The sequence below is a fragment of the Streptomyces sp. ATLC9 genome (genome assembly GCF_057196705.1).
In genome coordinates, this window is sequence record NZ_JBXUOY010000011.1 from 14301 (window position 1) to 35403 (window position 21103).

21 protein-coding genes are annotated in these 21103 nt (G+C 73.4%); 15 read left to right on the plus strand and 6 right to left on the minus strand.

Features of this window, described 5'->3' with window-relative positions; all coding sequences use genetic code 11:
* Positions 1–2 precede the first annotated feature (2 nt).
* Together AC2CJA_RS02485 and AC2CJA_RS02490 are read right to left on the minus strand one after the other, a co-directional pair.
* Positions 3–1067, minus strand: a complete 1065-nt coding sequence (locus AC2CJA_RS02485; protein WP_484600974.1) for a FecCD family ABC transporter permease — start codon at positions 1065–1067, stop codon at positions 3–5.
* Positions 1064–2131 carry a FecCD family ABC transporter permease gene (locus tag AC2CJA_RS02490; RefSeq protein ID WP_484600975.1) on the minus strand — a complete coding sequence of 356 codons (1068 nt, stop codon included), beginning with the start codon at positions 2129–2131 and terminating at the stop codon, positions 1064–1066. Before AC2CJA_RS02490 ends, AC2CJA_RS02485 begins: the two co-directional genes overlap by 4 nt.
* 136 nt (positions 2132–2267) lie before the next feature.
* Between AC2CJA_RS02490 and AC2CJA_RS02495 the strand changes: the two genes are divergently transcribed.
* The 10 genes from AC2CJA_RS02495 to AC2CJA_RS02540 all read left to right on the plus strand — a co-directional run bounded on the left by AC2CJA_RS02495 (position 2268) and on the right by AC2CJA_RS02540 (position 14591).
* On the plus strand, positions 2268–3308 hold the full coding sequence (locus AC2CJA_RS02495) for an ABC transporter substrate-binding protein (RefSeq protein WP_484600976.1): 1041 nt from the start codon (positions 2268–2270) through the stop codon (positions 3306–3308).
* A gap of 56 nt (positions 3309–3364) precedes the next feature.
* On the plus strand, positions 3365–4294 hold the full coding sequence (locus AC2CJA_RS02500) for a siderophore-interacting protein (protein WP_484600977.1): 930 nt from the start codon (positions 3365–3367) through the stop codon (positions 4292–4294).
* Positions 4295–4496: 202 nt separating this feature from the next.
* Positions 4497–6002: a pyridoxal phosphate-dependent decarboxylase family protein gene (locus tag AC2CJA_RS02505; RefSeq protein ID WP_484600998.1), complete on the plus strand. Its 1506-nt coding sequence runs from the start codon at positions 4497–4499 to the stop codon at positions 6000–6002.
* Positions 5999–7336: a lysine N(6)-hydroxylase/L-ornithine N(5)-oxygenase family protein gene (locus AC2CJA_RS02510; RefSeq protein WP_484600978.1), complete on the plus strand. Its 1338-nt coding sequence runs from the start codon at positions 5999–6001 to the stop codon at positions 7334–7336. The genes AC2CJA_RS02505 and AC2CJA_RS02510 overlap by 4 nt, the downstream gene beginning before the upstream one ends.
* A complete protein-coding gene (locus tag AC2CJA_RS02515) occupies positions 7333–7905 on the plus strand; it encodes a GNAT family N-acetyltransferase (RefSeq protein ID WP_484600979.1) in 573 nt (190 codons plus the stop codon). The genes AC2CJA_RS02510 and AC2CJA_RS02515 overlap by 4 nt, the downstream gene beginning before the upstream one ends.
* Before the next feature lie 71 nt (positions 7906–7976).
* Positions 7977–9761 carry an IucA/IucC family protein gene (locus tag AC2CJA_RS02520; RefSeq protein WP_484600999.1) on the plus strand — a complete coding sequence of 595 codons (1785 nt, stop codon included), beginning with the start codon at positions 7977–7979 and terminating at the stop codon, positions 9759–9761.
* 9 nt (positions 9762–9770) lie between these two features.
* A complete protein-coding gene (locus tag AC2CJA_RS02525; protein WP_484601000.1) occupies positions 9771–11348 on the plus strand; it encodes a DHA2 family efflux MFS transporter permease subunit in 1578 nt (525 codons plus the stop codon).
* A gap of 3 nt (positions 11349–11351) precedes the next feature.
* A complete protein-coding gene (locus AC2CJA_RS02530) occupies positions 11352–13526 on the plus strand; it encodes a penicillin acylase family protein (protein WP_484600980.1) in 2175 nt (724 codons plus the stop codon).
* Complete coding sequence (locus AC2CJA_RS02535; protein ID WP_484600981.1) at positions 13523–14161, plus strand: GNAT family N-acetyltransferase; 639 nt, start codon at positions 13523–13525, stop codon at positions 14159–14161. The genes AC2CJA_RS02530 and AC2CJA_RS02535 overlap by 4 nt, the downstream gene beginning before the upstream one ends.
* A gap of 58 nt (positions 14162–14219) precedes the next feature.
* Entirely contained in the window at positions 14220–14591 is a 372-nt protein-coding gene (locus AC2CJA_RS02540; RefSeq protein ID WP_484600982.1) for an MmcQ/YjbR family DNA-binding protein, read from the plus strand.
* A 31-nt stretch (positions 14592–14622) separates the two neighbouring features.
* Here the strand turns inward: AC2CJA_RS02540 and AC2CJA_RS02545 are convergent, their stop codons facing one another.
* Entirely contained in the window at positions 14623–15234 is a 612-nt protein-coding gene (locus AC2CJA_RS02545; RefSeq protein WP_484600983.1) for a PadR family transcriptional regulator, read from the minus strand.
* Positions 15235–15392: 158 nt separating this feature from the next.
* Here AC2CJA_RS02545 and AC2CJA_RS02550 point away from each other — a divergent pair, with 158 nt between their 5' ends.
* The 5 genes from AC2CJA_RS02550 to AC2CJA_RS02570 all read left to right on the plus strand — a co-directional run bounded on the left by AC2CJA_RS02550 (position 15393) and on the right by AC2CJA_RS02570 (position 19830).
* Entirely contained in the window at positions 15393–15785 is a 393-nt protein-coding gene (locus AC2CJA_RS02550; protein WP_484601001.1) for a nuclear transport factor 2 family protein, read from the plus strand.
* Positions 15786–15878: 93 nt separating this feature from the next.
* Positions 15879–17912, plus strand: a complete 2034-nt coding sequence (locus AC2CJA_RS02555; protein WP_484600984.1) for an oxidoreductase — start codon at positions 15879–15881, stop codon at positions 17910–17912.
* A gap of 267 nt (positions 17913–18179) precedes the next feature.
* Positions 18180–18842, plus strand: coding sequence for an NADPH-dependent F420 reductase (locus AC2CJA_RS02560; protein ID WP_484600985.1), 663 nt, complete (start codon positions 18180–18182; stop codon positions 18840–18842).
* Positions 18843–19064: 222 nt separating this feature from the next.
* Positions 19065–19517 carry an NUDIX domain-containing protein gene (locus tag AC2CJA_RS02565; protein WP_484600986.1) on the plus strand — a complete coding sequence of 151 codons (453 nt, stop codon included), beginning with the start codon at positions 19065–19067 and terminating at the stop codon, positions 19515–19517.
* Between the two features lie 82 nt (positions 19518–19599).
* Positions 19600–19830: a hypothetical protein gene (locus AC2CJA_RS02570; RefSeq protein WP_237882721.1), complete on the plus strand. Its 231-nt coding sequence runs from the start codon at positions 19600–19602 to the stop codon at positions 19828–19830.
* A gap of 33 nt (positions 19831–19863) precedes the next feature.
* On the opposite strand, the gene AC2CJA_RS02575 is transcribed toward AC2CJA_RS02570, so the two are convergent.
* The 3 genes from AC2CJA_RS02575 to AC2CJA_RS02585 form a co-directional block, all read right to left on the minus strand.
* Positions 19864–20178, minus strand: coding sequence for a hypothetical protein (locus tag AC2CJA_RS02575; protein WP_484600988.1), 315 nt, complete (start codon positions 20176–20178; stop codon positions 19864–19866).
* 88 nt (positions 20179–20266) lie between these two features.
* A complete protein-coding gene (locus tag AC2CJA_RS02580; protein ID WP_484600989.1) occupies positions 20267–20464 on the minus strand; it encodes a hypothetical protein in 198 nt (65 codons plus the stop codon).
* Between the two features lie 123 nt (positions 20465–20587).
* Positions 20588–21007 (minus strand): PPOX class F420-dependent oxidoreductase, encoded by a 420-nt coding sequence (locus tag AC2CJA_RS02585; RefSeq protein ID WP_484600990.1) that lies wholly within the window; start codon positions 21005–21007, stop codon positions 20588–20590.
* Positions 21008–21103: the final 96 nt, after the last annotated feature.

A 21103-nucleotide genomic window follows, 5' to 3' on the forward strand; every position in this document is an offset into this window, starting at 1 on the left:
GCTCATATCCGTCCTGCCTTCCGCTGGGTGGCCAGCAGCCACACCAGGTAGCAGCCGCCGAGGAGACCGGTGACGACGCCCACGGGGATCTGCCGTCCGGTGAAGAGGTTCTGGGCGGCCCAGTCGGCGGTCACCAGTACGGCCGCGCCCATGCAGGCGGCGGGCAGCAGGTTGGGGCCGGGCGCACGGGTGAGGCGCTTGGCGAGCTGGGGCGCGGTGAGCGCGACGAAGGAGACCGGCCCGGCACAGGCCGCGGCGAAGGAGACCAGGACGACGGCGGAGCCCAGCGCGGCGGTGCGGGCGCGTTCGACGCTCACGCCGAGGGCGTGGGCCGTGTCGTCGCCCATCTCCGTCATCCGCAGGGCCCGCCCGCAGCCCAGGACGGTGACCGGGCCCAGTACCGCCAGGGCGATCAGCAGCGGGGTGAGCTCGGGCCAGCCGCGGCCGTCGAGGCTGCCGGTGATCCACAGGATCGCGCGGGAAGCCTCCATCAGCTTGCCGCGGGTGAGCAGGTAGCCGTTGACGCCGGTGAGCATCGCCAGGACGCCGATGCCGGTGAGCACCAGCCGGTAGCCGTGCACTCCCTGGCGCCAGGCGAGGGCGTAGATGAGCAGTCCGGTCAGGAGTCCTCCGGTGATGGCTCCGCCGGCCAGGGCCGCGCTGCTGCCGCCGGCGAGGACGACGAGGAGGGCGCCGGTGGAGGCTCCCTGGGTGAGGCCGAGCATGTCGGGGCTGCCCAGCGGGTTGCGCACCACGGACTGGAAGACGGCTCCGGCCAGGCCGAGGGAGGCGCCGACGAGGAGGGCGGCGAGCACCCGGGGCAGCCGCAGTTCGTTGACGATGAAGTCCTGGGCGGGGGTGCCGCCGCCGGTGAGGGTGGTCAGCACCTCGGCGGGGCTCATGGGGTAGTCGCCGCTGCCCATGGTGACGACACCGGCGGCCAGGGCCGCGAGCAGGCAGACGGCGGCGGCGATCAGGGCGCGGGGGCGGAAGCGGAGGCTGAGCGCCGGTCCGGCGCGGAGGGTCCTCACACCGGTCCCCATGCCGTTTCCCGTGTCGGTCCTCATGCGGCGGCCACCTTCCGCCGTCGCAGGACGTAGAGGAAGATGGGGCCGCCCAGGACGGCGGTGACGACGCCGACCTGGAGCTCGCCCGGACGGCCCAGCAACCGGCCGAGCACATCGGAGCCGAGCAGCAGCACGGGGGCGAGCACCGCGCAGTACGGCAGCATCCAGCGCAGGTCGGGGCCGGTGATCGCGCGGACCAGGTGCGGCACCATCAGCCCGACGAAGACGACGGGGCCGGCGGCGGCGGTGGCCGCGCCGCACAGCAGGGTGATGGCGACGACGCAGGCCGCGCGGACCCTCTCCGGCCGGGCGCCCAGGGCGCGGGCCTGGTCGTCGCCGAGTGTGAGGGCGTTGAGCGGCCGGGCGAGGGCGAAGGCGGCCAGGGCGCCGGTGGCGATGAACGGCAGCACCTGCACCACGGCGTCCATCCGGGCCGAGGCCAGCGAACCGACGGTCCAAAAACGCATCCGCTCCAGCGCCGCGGCGTCCAGGATCATCGCGGCGCTGACGTAGGAGTACAGGGCGGCGTTGAGCGCCGCGCCGGCCAGGGCCAGCCGCGCCGGGGTCGCCCCGCGCCCGCCGCCGACGACGTAGACGAGGACGGAGACGACCGCGGCGCCGGCCAGGGCGAACCACACGTAGCCGGTGAAGCCGGTCACCCCGAGGAAGGCGATGGAGGTGACCACCGCGGCCGAGGCGCCGGCGTTGATGCCCAGCAGCCCGGGGTCCGCCAGCGGGTTGCGGGTCAGCGCCTGCATCACCGCGCCGGCCAGCCCGAGGGCGAGGCCGACGAGCAGTCCGAGCAGGGTGCGCGGCAGCCGCATCTCGCGCACCACACTCCAGGTCTCGGAGCCACTGTCGAAGAGCCCGGACCAGACCTCGCCCGCCGACAGCGGCCGGGCGCCGAAGCCGAGGCTCAGCACCAGCAGGACGAGCAGGAGGGCCACGGCGCCCGCCAGCCCGGCGGAGCGCAGGGCGGTACGGGTTCGCGTCGGCGGCCCCTCGGCGGCGGGGGGCGGCGGCGCCGTTCTCTCCCGTGTGGGGCTCGGTTTGATGAGTGACACGTGCGGACTCCGGTGTGCCGGGGGAGATCGGCGACCACCCCCTTGGGCTCGAACTTTGGTTAGGTTAACCTAACAGCCGCGGCCGGGCAGCAGAACACCCGCCGCATACCCGTGCGTTTGCCAGAAAGGCCCCGTCATGTCCTACGCAAGAACCGCCAACCTCTCCCGCCGGGGCATCCTCGCGGCGGGAGGCGCCCTCGGTCTGGGTGCCCTGCTCGCGGCCTGCGGGGACGACGGCGGTTCGCAGACGTCGGACAGGACCTCGCAGAAGGACGGCGGCCCCTGGTCGTTCACCGACGACCGCAAGAAGAAGGTCACCGCCGGCAAGACCCCCGAGCGCATCGTCGCCTTCACCGGCACCGCCGCCGCCCTGGCCGACTTCGGCCTGAAGGACCGGATCGTCGGCGTCTTCGGCGAGACGGTCCTGGAGGACGGCTCGGCCCACCCGCAGGCCGGCGACCTGGACGTGAAGAAGATCGAGGTCATCGGCAACGCCTGGGGCGAATTCGACATCGAGAAGTACGCCGCGCTCAGCCCCGAGCTGCTGGTCACGCACCAGTACGACTCCAGCTCGCTGTGGTACGTGCCGGAGGAGAGCTCGGACAAGATCCTCAAGCTGGCCCCCAGCGTCGCCGTCCAGACCGCCGAGGTCTCCCTGCTCCAGCCGATCCAGCGCTACGCCGCCCTGGCCGAGTCCCTGGGCGCCGACCTGAAGTCCGAGCAGGTCACCGACGGCAAGGCGCGTTTCGAGGCGGCGGCCGAGAAGCTCCGCAGGGCCGCCAAGGCCGGCGGCGGGCTGCGGGTACTGGCCGCCTCCGGCAGCGCCGACTACTTCTACGTCTCCACCCCCGCGCCCGCGGCCGACCTGAAGTACTTCGCCGAACTGGGCGTCGACTTCGTCATCCCCGACGACGTCAAGGCCAGCGGCGGCTACTTCGAGAGCCTCAGCTGGGAGAACGCCGGGCAGTACGAGGCCGACCTCATCATCCTGGACAACCGCAGCACCGCCCTGCAGCCGAAGGACCTGAGGTCCAAGCCGACCTGGGAGGCGCTCCCGGCGGTGAAGGCCGGCCAGGTCGCCGAGTGGGACCCGGTACCGCGCTTCTCCTACCAGGGTGCCGCCCCGCTGATGGAGAACCTCGCCGACGCCATCACCAAGGCCGAGAAGCTCGGCTGAGCCGGGCCGCCCCGAGACCGCGCAGGACAGCAACCTCCGAGAAGGAGAGCCCGCAGATGACACCGCGCACCGCCACCCCCGTCGCCCCTCCCGCCGCCTCTGCCGCGACTCACCGGCTGCCGGCGCCCCGCCGGGCACCCGCCGCGCGCCCGGCCTCGCCCTTCGGCTTCTTCGAGGCCTCGGTCGTGCGCACCGCGCGGCTGGGGCCGTCCCTGGTCCGGATCACCTTCGGCGGGGAGGGGCTCGGGCGGTTCGCGGGCGGCGGGAGGGACCAGAGCTTCTCGCTCTTCCTGCCTCAGCCCGGCCAGAGGGAGCCCGTCGTCCCGGTGGAGCTGGGCGACGGCTGGTTCGCGGCCTGGCGGGCGATGGATCCGGCGGTGCGCGCGGTCATGCGCTCCTACACCGTGGCCGCGCAGCGCCCGAAGACGGGTGAGGTGGACGTCGACTTCGTCCTGCACGGCGACACCGGTCCCGCGACCCGCTGGGCCCGGCGCGCCCGGCCCGGTGACCGGGTCCGCCTGCTGGGCCCGGTCACCGCGGAGAACAGGAGCGTCGGCTTCCGCCCTCCCGCCGGCACGGACCGGGTACTGCTCGCCGCCGACGAGACGGCGCTGCCCGCCCTCGCCGGGATCCTGGCCTGGCTGCCCGCCGGTGTCCGGACGCGGGCGTGGGTCGAGGTACCCCGGGCGGGGGACGTGCGGCCGCTGCCCACCGCGGCCGACGCGGAGGTCACCTGGCTGGTCCGGGAGGACTTCCGGCGGCACGGCGCGGTGGTGGACGCCGTACGCGAGGCCGTGCTGCCCGAGGAGGCGCGGGACGGCGCGTACGCGTGGCTGGCGGGTGAGGCCGCCGCGGTGCGTGCGCTGCGCCGCCACCTGGTGTCCGAACGAGGCTTCGACCGCGGCCGGGTGGCCTTCTCCGGGTACTGGCGAATGGGCGCCTCGGAGGAGGAACTGCGCGCCGAGGCGCTCGCCGGCGCCGCCTGACACGGGGTCGAACCCGCACAGAGCCCCACGTACCACCCGCGGTACGAGGGGCTCTCACATGATCAAAGTAAGTTAGGATAGCCTTACCTAAGTTTCCCGCTCCCCCGATTCGGAGGACCCGCGCGTGAGCCCCCAGGGATCCGCCTCCCCTCTCGCTCCTGTCGACACGGCCGGCCCCGTCGGCGGCGCCCCCCGTTCCCATCTGCTGAACGACTCCACCGCCGAGTACTACCGGCGGCTGGTCTCCGACGGCGTGGCACGGGTCGCCCGGACGGTCGCCGGAACCAGCCGCCCGTTCACCGGCGTCACCCCCGGCGAACTGGCCCCGGTGGTGGACGGCATCGACCTCGACCGCCCCCTGGGCGACCCGGCCGCCGCCCTCGACGAACTGGAGCGCGTCTACCTCCGCGACGCGGTCTACTTCCACCACCCCCGCTACCTCGCCCACCTCAACTGCCCGGTGGTGCTTCCCGCCCTCCTCGGCGAGGCCGTCCTCTCCGCCGTCAACTCCTCCCTGGACACCTGGGACCAGAGCGCCGGCGGCACCCTGATGGAGCGCCGGCTCATCGACTGGACCGCCGAACGCATCGGCCTGGGCCGTGCCGCCGACGGCATCTTCACCAGCGGCGGCACCCAGTCCAACCTCCAGGCGCTGCTGCTGGCCCGCGAGGAGGCCCTCCGGCTGCTGCGGAAGAACTCCTCCACCCCGCCGCCGGTCTCCCGGATGCTGCCGAAACTGCGCGTCCTGACCTCCGAGGCCGGCCACTTCTCCGTGCTGAAGGCCGCCAAACTCCTCGGTCTGGAGCCGGAGTCGGTCATCTGCGTCCCCTGCGACGGCGACCGCCGGATGCGTACCGACGCCCTCGCCCGCGAGCTGCGCCGCTGCCGGGAGGAGGGCCTGACGGTGATGGCGGTCTCCGCCACCGCCGGCACCACCGACTTCGGCTCCATCGACCCCCTGCCCGAGATCGCCGAGCTGTGCCAGGAGGCCGGGACCTGGTTCCACGTCGACGCCGCCTACGGCTGCGGACTGCTGGCCTCGCCCACGCGCCGCCATCTGCTGAGCGGCATCGAGCGGGCCGACTCGGTCACCGTCGACTACCACAAGTCCTTCTTCCAGCCGGTCAGTTCCAGTGCCGTCCTCGTCCGCGACGGCGCCACCCTGCGGCACGCCACGTACCACGCCGACTACCTCAACCCGGCCCGCAGCGCCGAGAAGCTCATCCCCAACCAGGTCGACAAGTCCCTCCAGACGACCCGGCGCTTCGACGCGCTCAAGCTGTGGCTGACCCTGCGCATCATGGGCGCCGACGCCGTCGGCACGCTCTTCGACCAGGTGGTGGATCTGGCCGCCGACACCTGGCGGATCCTGGAGGACGATCCCCGTTTCACCGTCGTCACCAGGCCGACGCTCTCCACCCTGGTCTTCCGCTACACCCCCGGCACGGACACCGGCGCAGGCGCAGGCCGCGCCGACGAGACGGCCGTGGACCTGGCCAACCTGCACGCCCGCGAGGCCCTGGCCGCCTCCGGCGAGGCCGTGGTCGCCGGAACGGTGGTCGACGGCCGCCACCACCTGAAGTTCACCCTGCTCAACCCGGAGACGACGACGGACGACATCCGCGCCGTCCTCGACCTGATCGCCGGGCACGCCCAGGAACACCTGGCCTCCTCCGCCGCCCGCCCGGACGGCTCACCGGCCGCATGAACCACCGGATCCACCAGACCCACGGAGACGACGTGTCCACCCCTCACGACTTCATAGCCATCGGACTGGGCCCCTTCAACCTGGGGCTGGCCTGTCTGACGGAACCGGTCGACGACCTCGACGGGCTCTTCCTGGAGAGCCGCCCGGAGTTCGACTGGCACCCCGGCATGCTGCTGGACGGCGTCACCCTGCAGACGCCCTTCATGGCCGACCTGGTGACCATGGCCGACCCCACCTCCCCCTACTCCTTCCTCAACTACCTCAAGCAGTCCGGGCGCCTGTACCAGTTCTACATCCGCGAGAGCTTCTATCCGCTGCGCGCCGAGTACAACGCCTACTGCCGCTGGGCCGCCGGCCGGCTGTCCTGCGTCCGCTTCGGCCGCGAGGTCACAGCCGTCTCCCACGACGAGACCGAGGGCCTGTACACCGTCACCGCCCGCGACACCTCCACCGGCGAACTCGGCGAACACCGCGCCCGCCACCTGGTGCTGGGCACCGGTACCCCGCCGTACGTCCCCGAGTCCTGCGAGGGGCTGGGCGGCGACGTGATCCACAACTCCCGCTACCTGGAGCACAGGAAGGCGCTCCAGGCCAAGAAAAGCATCACGGTCGTGGGCAGCGGGCAGAGCGCCGCCGAGATCTACCACGACCTGCTCTCGGAGATCGACACCCACGGCTACCGCCTGAACTGGGTCACCCGCTCCCCGCGGTTCTTCCCGCTGGAGTACACCAAGCTGACCCTGGAGATGACCTCCCCCGACTACATCGACTACTTCCACGCCCTGCCCGAGACCACCCGGCACCGACTGGAGGGCGAGCAGAAGGGTCTGTTCAAGGGCATCAACGAGGCCCTGATCAACGACATCTTCGACCTGCTGTACGCCAAGAGCGCCGCCGGTCCCGTCCCCACCCGGCTGCTGACCAACACAGCGCTGACCTCCGCCTCCCACGACGAGGCGAGCGGCTCCTACACCCTCGGGCTGCACCAGGTCGAGCAGGACGAGGAGTTCACCCTCACCACCGAGGGACTGGTCCTGGCCACCGGCTACCGCCACCGCGTCCCCGCCTTCCTGGACGGGATCGGCGACCGCCTCCGCTTCGACTCATCGGGCCGCTTCGACGTGGCCCGCAACTACAGCGTCGATGTCACCGGCCGCGGCGTCTTCCTGCAGAACGGCGCCGTCCACGCCCACAGCGTCACCTCGCCGGACCTGGGCATGGGCCCGTACCGCAACTCCTGGATCATCCGCGAGATCCTCGGCCGCGAGGTCTACCCCGTCGAGAGGTCCATCACCTTCCAGGACTTCGGCGCACCCGAGGGGGGCATCGCGTGAGCGACGTCCTGTTCCACCGCGAGGACCCCGGACTGGGGGGATTCTCCGTGGTCGCCCTCGACCCCGCCGCCGACGCGCCCCTGCTGCACTCCTGGGTGACCCACCCCAAGGCCGTGTACTGGATGATGCAGGACGCCGACGAGCGGCAGGTGGCCGACGAGTACCGGCGGATCGCCGAACACCCGCACCACGACGCCTTCCTGGGTCTGCACCGCGGCAGTCCCGCCTTCCTCGTCGAGCGCTACGACCCCGCCCACGTGGAGCTGGCCGGGCTGTACGACCACCGGGCGGGCGATGTCGGGATGCACTTCCTCACCGCGCCGTCCGGCACCCCGGTCCACGGGTTCACCCTCGCCGTCATCACCACGGTGATGGAGATGCTCTTCGACGCCCCGGCCACCCGCCGTGTGGTCGTCGAGCCCGACGCCCGCAACACCGCCGTGCACGCCCTCAACGCCGCCGTCGGTTTCGAGGTCGCCGGCACGATCGCCAAGCCGGAGAAGGAGGCCCTGCTGAGCTTCTGCACCCGCGAGAGCTTCGAGGCCGCCATGCGAGGAGCCGCCCTGTGACCACCGACTCCCCCCGCGCCGTACCGCACCCCGGCCCGTATCCCGGCCCGCAGTCCGGTCCACAGCGGGCCGTGGCCCATCTGACCCCCGGCAACTGGGACACCGCCGTACGGCTGCTGCTGCGCAAGGCCCTGTCGGAGTTCTCCCACGAGCGCCTGCTGGCCCCCGCCGAGCTGGGCGGCGGGCGCTACGCCGTCACCGGCGGCGAGGACGGGGACGGCCGGGAGGGGACCGAGTACCGCTTCACGGCCCGCCTGATGGCGCTCGACCACTGGCAGATCGACGCCGACAGCATCACCCGCCACCGCGGCGGCGCCGAACTACCCCTGGACGCCTTCGCGTTCTTCACCGAGTTCCGCGGCGCCCTGGGCCTGAGCGACGAGATACTGCCCGTCTACCTGGAGGAGATCAGCTCCACCCTGGCGAGCACCGCGTACAAACTGGCGAAGGAGCCGGTCACCGCCGCCGAGCTGGCCGGCGCCGGCTTCCAGGCGATCGAGACCGGTATGACCGAGGGTCATCCCTGCTTCGTCGCCAACAACGGCCGCCTCGGCTTCGGGATCCACGAGTACCTGGCCTACGCGCCCGAGGCCGCGGCCCCGGTGCGGCTGCTGTGGGTGGCCGCCCACCGTGACCACACCACCTTCACCTGCTCGGCCGACACCGGCTACCACACGCTGCTGCGCGCCGAGCTCGGGCAGGCCGCCCTCGACCGGTTCGACTCCGTCCTGCGCGGTCAGGACCTGGACCCGGCGGAGTACCTGCTGATCCCCGTCCACCCCTGGCAGTGGTGGAACAAGCTCGCCGTGACCTTCTCCGCCGAGGTCGCCCAGCGCCGGATCGTGCTGGTGGGCGAGGGCGAGGACGAGTACCTGGCGCAGCAGTCCATCCGCACCTTCTTCAACACCTCCGCGCCGGACAAGCACTACGTCAAGACGGCCCTGTCCGTGCTCAACATGGGTTTCATGCGGGGCCTGTCGGCGGCCTACATGGAGGCCACCCCCGCCATCAACGACTGGCTGGCCGACCTGGTCGCCAAGGACCCCGTCCTGCGTGCCACCGGACTGGAGATCATCCGGGAGCGCGCCGCCGTCGGCTACCGCCACCCCGGCTACGAGGCCGCCACCGACCGCTACTCGCCCTACCGCAAGATGCTCGCGGCCCTGTGGCGCGAGAGCCCCGTCCCCGCCCTGGAGGAGGGGCAGCGCCTGGCCACCATGGCCTCCCTGCTCCACACCGACGCGGCAGGGGGCTCGCTGGCCGCCGCGCTGATCGAGCGCTCCGGCCTCACCCCCGAGGCCTGGCTGGGCCGCTACCTGGACGCCTACCTCGCCCCGCTGCTCCACAGCTTCTACGCCTACGACCTGGCGTACATGCCGCACGGCGAGAACGTCATCCTCGTCCTGGAGGACGACGCGGTGGCGCGGGCGGTGTTCAAGGACATCGCCGAGGAGATCGTCGTGATGGACTCCGGCGTGGAACTGCCCCCCGAGGTCGAGCGCGTCCGCGCCGAGACACCCGAGGACATGCGGCTGCTGGCCATCCTCACCGACGTCTTCGACTGCTTCCTGCGCCACCTCGGCGCGATCCTCGCCGACCGGGGCGTACTGACCGAGGACGCCTTCTGGCGCACGGTCGCCGAGGCGGTGATCCGCTACCAGGAGTCCGTGCCGGAGCTGGCCGGGCGGTTCGAGCGGTACGACATCTTCGCCGAGGAGTTCGCACTGTCCTGCCTCAACCGGCTCCAGCTGCGCGACAACCGGCAGATGGTGGACCTGGCGGACCCCTCCGGAGCACTCCAGCTCGTCGGCAGCCTGAAGAACCCCATCGCCCCCTACGCCCCGGGGAGGGCCTGACACACCGTGGTGACCACCGACCCGGCCGCCGGCGCCGGCCCGGCGCCCGGCCAGGAACCCGGCACGGCGGAGGCCGGACCGCCCGGCGGACACCCCGCCCGCTGGGCGATCCTGGCCGTGGTCTGCCTGGCCGAACTCGTCGTGGTGCTCGACAACACCGTGCTCAACGTGGCGATCCCGTCGCTGACCGGTGAGCTGGACGCGTCCACCGCGGACGTGCAGTGGATGATCAACGCCTACGCCCTGGTGCAGGCGGGTCTGCTGCTCGCGGCGGGCAACGCCGCCGACCGCTACGGACGCAAGCGGATGCTGCTGACCGGGCTGGCCCTGTTCGGGGCCGGCTCGCTGGCCGCGGGACTGGCCTCCTCCTCCGCCCAGCTCATCGCGGCCCGCGCGGGCATGGGCGTGGGCGCGGCGCTGCTGCTGACGACCACCCTCGCCGTCGTCATGCAGGTCTTCGACGCGAGCGAGCGGCCGAAGGCCATCGGCCTGTGGGGCGCCGTCAACGCCCTCGGCTTCGCCTCCGGTCCGGTGGTCGGTGGTCTGGTGCTCAGCCACTTCTGGTGGGGCGCGGTTTTCCTGATCAACATCCCGGTGGTGCTTCTCGGGCTGGTCGCCGTCGCGGTCCTCGTCCCCGAGAGCCGCGACCCGCGCGGCGGTCGCCTGGACCTGCCGGGCCTGGTGCTCTCCGTCACCGGCATGACCTGCGTGGTCTACGCCGTCATCACCGGCCCGGAGGAGGGCTGGGCCTCTCCGCGGATCCTGGTGCCGGCCGTGCTGGGAGCCGCCGTGCTGGCGGCCTTCCTGCGCTGGGAGCGGCGCACCGAGCACCCGATGCTGGATCCGGCCCTGTTCCGCAGCCGCCGCTTCACCGGGGCGGTGACGGGTGTCGTGCTGATCACCTTCGGCAGCGGCGGCGCCCTGTACCTGCTCACGCAGCAGTTCCAGTTCGTCCGCGGCGACAGCCCGCTCCAGGCGGGTCTGGCCGTGGCGCCCTTCGCGCTGACGGTGGTGCTGGTGAACTTCACCGGCGTCTCCGCGCGGCTGATCGCGCGCTTCGGCCTGCCGGTGATGATCGCCTCGGGCATGGCCGTGATGGCGGCCGGTCTCGCGGTCGTCGCCCTCGTCGGCGGCGGGGACTATGGCGGGATCCTGTCCGGCCTGGTGCTGATGGGAGCGGGCTGCGGCTGTGCCAACCCGGCCATCGCCGAGGCCGTCATGAGCTCGATCCCCAAGGAGAAGGCGGGCGCGGGGGCCGGTGTCAACGGCACCCTCACCGAGATGGGCGCCGGTCTGGGCGTCGCCGTCCTGGGTGCCGTCCTGGCCTCCCGGTTCGCGGCCCTGCTGCCGGACTCGGCGGGCAACGCCGAGTCGCTGCCCGCCGCGCTGGCCCGGGTCTCCGGCGAGGCCGGTCTGGCCGCGGTCGCCGAGGCGTTCGCCTCCGGCCTGCGGACCGGGCAGCTGGCCGGCGCCGCGGCGGTCCTCGCCGGCGGCTGCGCGGCCGGCCTGCTGCTGGGCCGCGCCGGGCGGCCCACCGTACGGGGTACGGCGGCAAAGCCGCGTCCCTCCCACGGGAAGGAGAGCTGACACATGGCCGTGAAGGTCTACCGGGACGCCTGGGGCGTGCCGCACCTGCGCGCGGACGGCGCGCAGGAGCTGGCGTACGCCCAGGGCCGCAACGCTGCGGCGGACCGCGCCTGGCAGCTCGAGGTCGAGCGGCACCGCTCGCAGGGCACCACCGCGTCGTTCCTCGGCGCGGAGGCCGTCTCCTGGGACCGGTTCGCGCGGCGGGTGCGGCTGGACGACACCGCCCGGCGGTGCATGGAGGCCCTGGAGCGCGAGGATCCCGGCACCGCCGCCTGGGTCCGCTCCTACGTCGGCGGAGTCAACGACGGGCTGGCGGAAGGGGCCGCCCGGGCACCGGAGTTCGCCGCCACCGGCCTCCTCCCCGGCCGCTGGCGGCCGTGGACGCCGATGGGCGTCTGGCTGTCGGCGCACATCCTGTTCGCGGGTTTCCCGGCCAAACTCTGGCGCGACGCCGTCGCCCGCCGCCTGGGGCCCGAGTGGGTCGGGGTGTTCGCCACCGACGGGCCCGGCACCTCCGGCAGCAACGGCTGGCTCGTCCCGGCGGAGCGCACCGCCACGGGCTCGGCGATCGTCGCGGGCGACCCCCACCGGTTCATCGAGGCCCCGGGCGTCTACCAGCAGATCCGGCTGGCCTGCCCGGAGTTCGACGTCGTCGGCCTCGCCGTCCCCGGTGTCCCCGGCATCGCCCACTTCGGCCACGCCGGCCATGTGGCCTGGGCCATCACCAACGCCATGGCCGACTACCAGGACCTCTACCGCGAGCGGCTGCGGCGCACCGGGCCGGGCGGGGAGCGGGTGGAGGCGCTGGGCCCGGACGGATGGCGGCCCGCCGAGCGCCGTATCGAGACGATCGAGGTGGCCGGCGGCGAGCCCGTGGCGGTCGAGGTGATCGAGACCGAACGCGGTCCCGTCATCGCCGACGGCGACGAGGCGGCGGCCTGGGCGGATCCGGGCTCCCACGTCCCGGACGCCTTCGGCGCGCTCTCCCTGCGCCACCCCTCGCGTGCGGGCGCCGACCTCGGTTTCGGCGTGCTTCCCGCCCTGTTGCGGGCCCGGAGCGTCGCCGACATCGACCGGGCCCTGGACGGCTGGGTGGAGCCGGTCAACGTCGTCCTGGCCGCCGACACCGCGGGCGGGACGCTGCACCGGGTGGCGGGCGCCGTCCCCGTGCGCCATCCGGACAACCGCACGAGGGTCGTGCCCGCCTGGGAGCCCCGGTACGCCTGGCGGGCCCGGCACGGGCCGATGCCGCGCGAACGCGTCGAGGGCGTCGTGGTCATGGCCAACCAGCGGGGGATCGCCGGGCCTTTCGGTGTGGAGTTCGCGCCGCCGCACCGGGCCGGGCGCATCCGGGAACTGCTGGCGGAGCGGGCCGTGTGGTCCGCGAAGGACATGGCTGCCGTTCACCGCGACACCCTGCTGGCCTCGGCCGCGCCCCTGCTGGACCTGCTGGCGCGCACCGGCCCCGGGGAACTGGGGCCCAACGCCCGGCGGCTGCGGGAACGGCTGCTGGGCTGGGACCGCCGTATGGACGCCGACAGCGCCGGCGCCGCCGCCTTCGCCGCCGTCCGCACCGCGACGGTGCGGCTGCTGGCGCAGCATCCGCTGCTGCGGCCGCTGGCGGACCCGCCGCACGCCCCGGAGGTCTTCCGGCCCTGGCTCGCGCTCCTGCCCCGCGTCGGATACGCCCTGGAGCACCTGCTGACCACGGACCGTCTGCCGCTGGCGGACCGGACCGGGGCCGTACGGGCCGCCGTCGAGGAGGTGGCGGCGCGCGGGGCCGCCTCACAGGGCCCGCCGGCGCGGTGGGGCGACACCCACCGGCTCGCGCCCTGGCAGGCGCTGCCGGCCGATCCCGGTGAGCCCTGGCCTGCCCTGGACGGCGACCACGACTGCGTGCTGGCCACCTCCAGCGTGCCCGGGGTCACCGACCTCAGCACCCGAGCCTCCGCCGCCCGCTACGTGTGGGACCTCGCCCGCCGCGAGGACAGCACCTGGGTGGTGCCACTGGGCGCCTCGGGCGTGCCCGGGGACCCGCACCACCGTGACCAGCTCCCGCTGTGGGCGCGCTGCGAGCTCGTCCCGGTGGTCACCGACTGGGACGAGCTCACCGAGGAGTCCGCCGCGCCACCGGTACCATCCGTACCGTCCGCAGCCTCCGACCGAGGAGAGAAGTGACCGACCCGGCCGCGCCCCCCGGCGCCTCCGCCCCCTCCACGCCCTCGGCCCCCCGGCGCCGCGAAGCAGTGCACGAGGCCCGCGTCGAGGGCTTCGGCACGGTCCGCGTCGTCCCCGTGGACCCCGCGCGCGACGTCGATCTGCTGCACGACTGGGTGACCCGGGAGCGGGCCCGCTTCTGGGGGATGCTCGGCCACACCCACGAGCAGGTCCTGGAGATCTACGAGCACCTGGACTCCCTGTCCACGCACCACGCCTACCTGATCCACCTCGACGACCGGCCGGCCGCCCTCTTCCAGACCTACGAGCCGGGCGCCGACCCGGTCGGTGAGTACTACGAGGTGCGGCCGGGGGACTTCGGCCTCCATCTGATGGTGGGCCCTGCGGACGGCGGGGCGCGGCCGGGCTTCACCGATACCCTGCTGACCGTCTTCCTGACCCGTCTGCTGGCCGAGGACCCCGGCCGCAGGCGGATCGTCGCCGAACCCGACGCCCGCAACGAGAAGGCGGTCTCCCGGCTGCTGCGGACCGGTTTCGTCCTCGGCCCCGAGATCGAGCTGCCGCACAAGCGGGCCCGGCTGGTCTTCCTGGACCGGGACGCCTTCCTCTCCCGGGCCGCGTCCCGGCCCTCCTGAGAGGGCGGGGCGCCCGGTACGGTCCCGCCGTGTCGGTGGGCGCGGCTACGGTGTCGCCGTGATCGATTCAGACGACGTCCGGCGTATCGCGCTGTCCCTCCCGGAGACCGTGGAGAAGGAGGCGTGGAGCATGCCCACCTTCCGGGTGGCCGGGAAGATGTACATCACCGTCCCCGACGACGAGACCTCCGTCGCCGTGCGCTGTCCGCGCCTTGAGCGCACCGAGCTGATCGCGGCCGAGCCGGAGAAGTTCTGGGTGCCGCCCCACGAGGCGTCCTCGGCGTGGGTGCGGGTCAGGCTGGCCGCGTTGGAGGACCTCGCCGAGCTGCGGGACATCCTCGTCGACTCCTGGCGGCAGGCGGCTCCCGAGCGGCTGCTGGAGGCGCATCCGGATCTGGTGCCCGGCGGCGCGGTGGGCTCGGAAACGTAGTCCGGGCCCCGGCCGGCGGGCGCGGGGCCGCTCACCGCCGGCTGCCGGACGCCTCCACCGCGTCCCCGCGCTCGTCGGCGCCCGCTGCGGCACCGCGCCGCCGCAGGACCCTCAGGGCGGTCTCGCACCACTGCAGGTTCTCGCGTTCGAACGCGATGCCGCGCAGCAGTGTGAGGTAGGGGCCCACACGCCTGGCCCGTGCGAAGTACTCCTCCTCCGTGCGTCCGTCCAGCAGCTTGGCGCGCCCCCGCTCGTAACGGGCCAGTTTGGCCGTCGACCACTCCAGTTGCGTCTCCACGGCGGCCCGGACGCCCTCGATGTCGCCCGCGTCGGCGCTCTGAACCTTCACCAGCAGTTCGTCGCGGATGACGGTGGGCCGGGCGAGGGGGGCCGCGGTGTAGTCGCGCAGTGCGGCGTGCCCCGCCTCGGTCAGGGAGAACAGCCGTTTGTTGGGCCGGCGTTCCTGCTGGACGACACGGGCGGCGACGAGTCCTTCCCGCTCCATGCGCTCGAGTTCGCGGTAGAGCTGCTGGGGCGTGGCCGTCCAGAAGTCGGCGACCGAGGAGTCGAACCCCTTGGCCAGGTCCCAGCCCGATGCCTCGCCTTCCAGTAGGGCTGCCATCACCGCGTTGCGCAGAGCCATCCCCGTATTGGAGCACGGGGGCGACCCGCCGACAAATCGACTGCTCCCGCCGGTTTCCGCGCAGGCGGGCGCGGTTTCGGCCCGGTGTGGACAGACTCCCCGCCAGGATTTACTCTCCAACGCACCTAGTAAACTTTTTGGCTATCGAGGTGGTCGGCATGAACTCCTTCCGGCGTGCCGTGGAGGCCCGCGACGAGCAGGCCCTGGCGGACCTGCTGGCCGAGGACGTCGTCTTCACCAGCCCCGTCGCGTTCAGGCCCTACGAGGGCAGGGCGATCACCGCGGCGATCCTGCGCGGTGTGATGCGGGTCCTCCAGGACTTCGCCTACACCCGTGAGTTCTCCGGCCCGGACGGCCGGGACCACGCCCTCGTCTTCACCGCCACCGTCGGCGGCCGGCGGATCCAGGGCTGCGACTTCCTGCACTTCGACGAGGACGGCAGGATCGACGACCTCACCGTCATGGTCCGCCCGCTGTCCGCCGCCCGGGCGCTCGCCGAGGCCATGGGCACGCGGTTCGAGCGGATCTCGCGCGAGGCCGCCGGCGCCTGACCGCCGGCCCGTCCGGCCGCCACGCCCCGTCTCGCCCAGCCGTCCCACCGTTCCGCCCCGCCCTCACCCGCACCGAACCGGGAGACCGACCGCATGACCGCCTACCCTCATCTGCTCCGGCCGCTGGATCTGGGCTTCACCACCCTGCCCAACCGGGTCCTCATGGGCTCGATGCACGTCGGACTGGAGGAGGCCCCCGACGGCTTCTCCCGGATGGCCGCCTTCTACGCGGAGCGCGCCCGCGGCGGCGTCGGCCTGATCGTCACCGGCGGCATAGCCCCCAACGAGACCGGACGCCCCTATCCCGGCGGCGCCATGCTCACCACCGAGGAGGAGGCCGGGCGCCACCGTGCCGTCACCGACGCCGTCCACGCCGAGGGCGGCCGCATCGCGATGCAGATCCTCCACTTCGGCCGCTACGCCTACCACCCCGACCTCGTCGCCCCAAGCCCGCTGAAGGCACCGATCAGCCCGCACACCCCACGCGAACTCACCGACGCCGAGGTCGAGCGGACCATCGAGGACTTCGCCCACTGCGCCGCCCTCGCCCGGTCCGCGGGCTACGACGGCGTGGAGATCATGGGCTCCGAGGGCTACCTGATCAACGAGTTCACCGCCTCCGCCACCAACCACCGCACCGACCGCTGGGGCGGCTCGTACACCAACCGCATGCGCTTCCCCGTCGAGATCGTGCGCCGGGTCCGCGAGCGCGTCGGCGAGGACTTCATCATCGTCTACCGGCTGTCCATGCTCGACCTGGTGCCCGGCGGTTCCACCTTCCCCGAGGTCGTCGAACTCGCCCGCGCCGTCGAGGCCGCGGGCGCCACCATCATCAACACCGGCATCGGCTGGCACGAGGCGCGCATCCCCACCATCGCCGCCTCCGTGCCCCGAGGCGCCTACACCTGGGTCACCCGCAGGCTGATGGGGTCCGTCTCCGTCCCGCTGGTCACCTGCAACCGCATCAACAACCCCGAGCTGGCCGAGCGGATCCTCGCCGGCGGCGACGCCGACATGGTCTCCCTGGCCCGCCCCATGCTCGCCGACGCCGACTTCGTCGCCAAGGCCGCCGCCGGAACGCCCGGGGCGATCAACACCTGCATCGGCTGCAACCAGGCCTGCCTCGACCACACCTTCAGCCTCAAGATCACCTCCTGCCTGGTCAACCCGCGGGCCTGCCACGAGACCGAGCTCGTCCTGGAGCCCGCCCGCCGGGTCAAGGACATCGCGGTGGTCGGCGCCGGACCGGCCGGTCTCGCCTTCGCCGTCTCCGCGGCCGAGCGCGGCCACACCGTCACCCTGTACGACGCCGCCCCCGAGATCGGCGGGCAGCTCAACACCGCCCGCCGCGTCCCCGGCAAGCAGGAGTTCGACGAGACCCTGCGCTACTACCGCCACCGGCTCGACGCCCTCGGCGTCGAGCGGCGTCTGGGCGCCGAGGTCACCGCCGGGCAGCTCGCGGACGCCGGCCACGACGAGATCGTCCTGGCCACCGGCGTCACCCCCCGCGTTCCCGGGATCCCCGGCATCGACCACCCGAGCGTGGTGGGCTACCTCGACGTCCTCCACGGCCGCAGGCCCGTCGGCCGGCGCGTCGCGATCCTGGGCGCGGGCGGCATCGGCTTCGACGTCGCCGCCTACCTCACCCACCCGGGGGCGGACGGCGGGCCCGGCGGGCCGGAGACGACGGAGGCGTTCCTCACCCGCTGGGGCGTCGATGCCGAGTACCGCTCCCCCGGCGGTCTGACCGAGCCCGCCCACCCCACCGGCGGGCGCACCGTCCACCTGCTCCAGCGCAAGGCGAGCAAGGTCGGCGCGGGCCTGGGCAGGACCACCGGCTGGATCCACCGCACCGAGCTCAGGGAACGCGGCGTCACCATGCTCCCCGGCGTCACCTACGAGCGCATCGACGACGAGGGCCTGCACCTCACCGTCGACGGACAGCCCAGGGTGCTGCCGGTGGACACCGTGGTGCTGTGCACCGGGCAGGAGCCCCGGCGCGACCTGTACGACGAGCTGGCCGGGCGTGGCGTCAAGGCCCATCTCATCGGCGGCGCCGACATCGCCGCCGAGCTCGACGCCAAGCGCGCGATCGACCAGGGCACCCGCCTGGCGGCCGCCCTGTAGCACGACGGACGGCCGGCGGACGGCCCCGCCGCCCTCCCTCGCACCGGCCCGTGCGGGCTCCTCCGTCCGGAGAGCGGGACAGGGACGGAGGAAGCAAGCAGGCGCACACGCACGCTCTTGCGCGGCCGACGCCGGACGGGAGGCGCGGTGAGCCGGGGAACAGATGTCCCTGGCGGCGGCGTTGCGCGGGAAGACGCCCGGCCCTCGCCGGGCCGGCGCGGGGCGGCCGACGACCGCCCCGGACCGACGGACGCGAAAGGGCAAGCGATGAAGATCGGCATCATCGGCGCAGGCAACATCGGCGGCAATCTGACCCGGCGGCTGACCGCGCTCGGTCACGAGGTGTCGGTGGCGAACTCGCGCGGACCGCACACCCTCACCGCGCTGGCCGAGGAGACCGGAGCCGCCCCCGTCACGGCCTCCGAGGCGGCGCGCGGTGCGGAGGTCGTGGTGGTCACCGTCCCGCTGAAGGCCGTGCCCGACCTGCCCTCCGGGCTGCTCGACGGGGCCGTCCCCGAAGTGGCCGTCATCGACACGGGCAACTACTACCCGCGGCAGCGCGACGGCCGGATCGACGCCATCGAGGACGAGGGGCTGACCGAGAGCCGCTGGACCGAGCGGCAGATCGGCCACCCGGTCGTCAAGGCCTTCAACGACACCTACGCCCAGGACATCGTCGACAGGCCGCGCCCCGCGGGCGACCCGGAGCGCATGGCCCTGCCGGTGGCCGGGGACGACGAGGACGCCAAACGCCGTGTGCGGGCCCTCATCGAGGAGATGGGCTTCGACACCGTCGACGCGGGCGGCATCGACGACTCCTGGCGCCAGCAGCCCGGCACACCCGTGTACGGACTGCGGGCCGGCGCCGAGGAGGTCGCCGCCGCACTGGCCGAGGCGTCCCCGGAGCGGCCGGACGACTTCCGCGCCTGACACCGGGACCGGAGCACGGGCAGGCCGCGCGCCCGCCGGCCGTCCCCCCGCCGCCGCCCCGCCGGCCTGCCTGTCTCCGCCGCCGGCGGGTGGCGCGCACCGGCCCGTCCCGGTTTCCTCCCGCGCGGGGGCGTCGGATGCGCCATCGTGGGCGGCGGCGCCTTCCGCACCGGTGCGGCGCGGAGGACGGCCCGTGCCGCGCCTGCCGAAGGAGAAGAGGCCGTGAAGAGGATCGTCGCCCGGATCTGGCACCGCATCGGTGGCCCGCTGCAGTGGCGCCTGCTGTGGCTGGCCAACCCGAAGTTCATGGTGGGCGTCACCGGCGTCGTACGCGACGCGGACGGCAACGTGCTCCTGCTGCGGCACCGCATGTGGCGGGAGGACCGTCCGTGGGGCCTGCCGACGGGTTATGCGAAGAAGGGCGAGACCTTCCAGGAGACGGTCGTCCGCGAGGTGCGCGAGGAGACCGGGCTGGACGTGCACGTGGGCGAACTCGTCCGTCTCACCAGCGGGTACCGGCTGCGGGCGGAGGTCGCCTACGAGGCCCGGCTCGCCGGCGGCGCCCTCGAGGTCGATCCTTTCGAGGTCCTGGAGGCGAGGTGGTTCGCGCCCGGAGACCTGCCCGAGGGCCTGCAGGAGTCCCACCGGGCACTGATCAAGGGCCGGTCCGGCTGATCCGGCCGGCCCACCCCGCTCCGCACCCCGGCCCCGGACCACAGGCAGGGCCGGGGTGCGGGAAGGGCCGCACCGGTCCACGATGGAAGGCGTGACCGACGAGAAGCCGTCGCAGCCCCCGATCATCGTCTGGGGCGTGACACACGGGGACCGGCCGTTCCGCACGGTCCAGCTCGGTGACGGGACGGTCGGTCTCGCCCACGACATCACCGACGTGGTCCGGCTGGCGTACGACGCAGGGCTGAGCCCGGTGGACCTGGACGACCCGGCCACCGTGCGGTGGGTGGGCGGGGACAAGTACACCTGGACCTGAGCCGCCGCCCCGCTCCGGGAGCCCGGCGCCGCCTCACACGTCGTGCCCCCGGGCGGCGAGCCACCGGTGGACCGCGGCCTTGTCGGCCACGCTGACGTGCGCGGGCCCCGGCCTGGAAGGCCCCTCGTCCTGGTTGAACCCGGTGTCGGTGACCCGGGCCGTGACCCAGGCGGCCAACTCCCTGGCGGCGTCGGAGGACAGGCGGTCCTGTTCCCACTCCCGCCGGGCCCGCCCGGCCGCCTCGGCGTCATGGCCGGCGGACTCCTTCAGCCAGACCGGTACCAGGCGCCGGACGGCCTGCTCGTCCGCCGGGTCGGCGGCGGGGGGTGTGCTCGGTGAGTCGTTCATGTTCCGACGTGTGACCGGGCGGGCCGGATGCCATGCCCGATTCACCCGCCCATACCCCGGCAGGGTCAGCGCGGGGACCGGTGGGAAGTCAGCGGGGAAGGGTGCCGACGCCGCCGCCCGGGTCCGTCCGCGGCGCCCGCCACCGCACGGTCCGCGCCACCGGCCGCCTCCGGCCGGCGAAGCGGTCCAGCAGCCACACGGCGCCGTTCAGTCCCCAGGTGAGCAGGGCGAGGGCGGCGATGGGCGCGACCACCAGGCCGAGGATGAGAACGACGGTTTCCGTCACGGTGCCTCCTGGAACAACCGAACCGGGCTGTCATCGACCGGTGCCCCGGACGGAGAAGAACACTCCTGCCCGCTCGCGGCCGCCCCGGCCGGGCCTCGAGGCGCGGGTGCCCGGCCAAAGGCCTCATCCCGGCTGGTCGCTGTCCTTCAGGGAGCCCCAGCCGTGCCAGCGGTCGATCTCGATCCAGGCACTGACGCGGCGGCGGTCCCGCCGCGGATACGGTTCGCCCAGATAGTGGCGGGCCAGCCGGTCGATGTCGGCGAGCTCCGGGTCGTCGTGGATCTCGGTGACACGGCCGATGAGGCTGACGTGTGTGTACCAGTTGCCCTCGTCGAGCACGGTGAGGGTGACACGGGGGTCGTCGCGCACGTGCCGCAGCCGTTTGCGGGCCTCGTCCATGTTGACCAGCACACGGCCCCCGTCCCACAGGTACCAGGTGGCGGTGGACACCGGCTGGCCGTCCGAGCGCAGAGTGGTGATGACGGCCGGATTGGCCTTCTCCAGCATGGTCACGGCCTCTTCGGGAAGCGGTGGCTTCGACATGGGTCGCCCTCCTCGGCACATCACTGCAGGTCGTCGCACGCCGTCCGACCGGCATGGTCCCGCCAGCATCACACACCGCCGACGCCGGTCGCGGGA

Coding starts and splice junctions, on each gene's coding strand:
- AC2CJA_RS02550 (WP_484601001.1), top strand. CDS start 15,393: ATGAACTCCTTCCGGCGTGCCGTGGAGGCCCGCGACGAGCAGGCCCTG.
- AC2CJA_RS02500 (WP_484600977.1), top strand. CDS start 3,365: ATGACACCGCGCACCGCCACCCCCGTCGCCCCTCCCGCCGCCTCTGCC.
- AC2CJA_RS02545 (WP_484600983.1), bottom strand. CDS start 15,234: ATGGCTCTGCGCAACGCGGTGATGGCAGCCCTACTGGAAGGCGAGGCA.
- AC2CJA_RS02555 (WP_484600984.1), top strand. CDS start 15,879: ATGACCGCCTACCCTCATCTGCTCCGGCCGCTGGATCTGGGCTTCACC.
- AC2CJA_RS02560 (WP_484600985.1), top strand. CDS start 18,180: ATGAAGATCGGCATCATCGGCGCAGGCAACATCGGCGGCAATCTGACC.
- AC2CJA_RS02485 (WP_484600974.1), bottom strand. CDS start 1,067: ATGAGGACCGACACGGGAAACGGCATGGGGACCGGTGTGAGGACCCTC.
- AC2CJA_RS02495 (WP_484600976.1), top strand. CDS start 2,268: ATGTCCTACGCAAGAACCGCCAACCTCTCCCGCCGGGGCATCCTCGCG.
- AC2CJA_RS02530 (WP_484600980.1), top strand. CDS start 11,352: ATGGCCGTGAAGGTCTACCGGGACGCCTGGGGCGTGCCGCACCTGCGC.
- AC2CJA_RS02510 (WP_484600978.1), top strand. CDS start 5,999: ATGAACCACCGGATCCACCAGACCCACGGAGACGACGTGTCCACCCCT.
- AC2CJA_RS02585 (WP_484600990.1), bottom strand. CDS start 21,007: ATGTCGAAGCCACCGCTTCCCGAAGAGGCCGTGACCATGCTGGAGAAG.
- AC2CJA_RS02575 (WP_484600988.1), bottom strand. CDS start 20,178: ATGAACGACTCACCGAGCACACCCCCCGCCGCCGACCCGGCGGACGAG.
- AC2CJA_RS02570 (WP_237882721.1), top strand. CDS start 19,600: ATGGAAGGCGTGACCGACGAGAAGCCGTCGCAGCCCCCGATCATCGTC.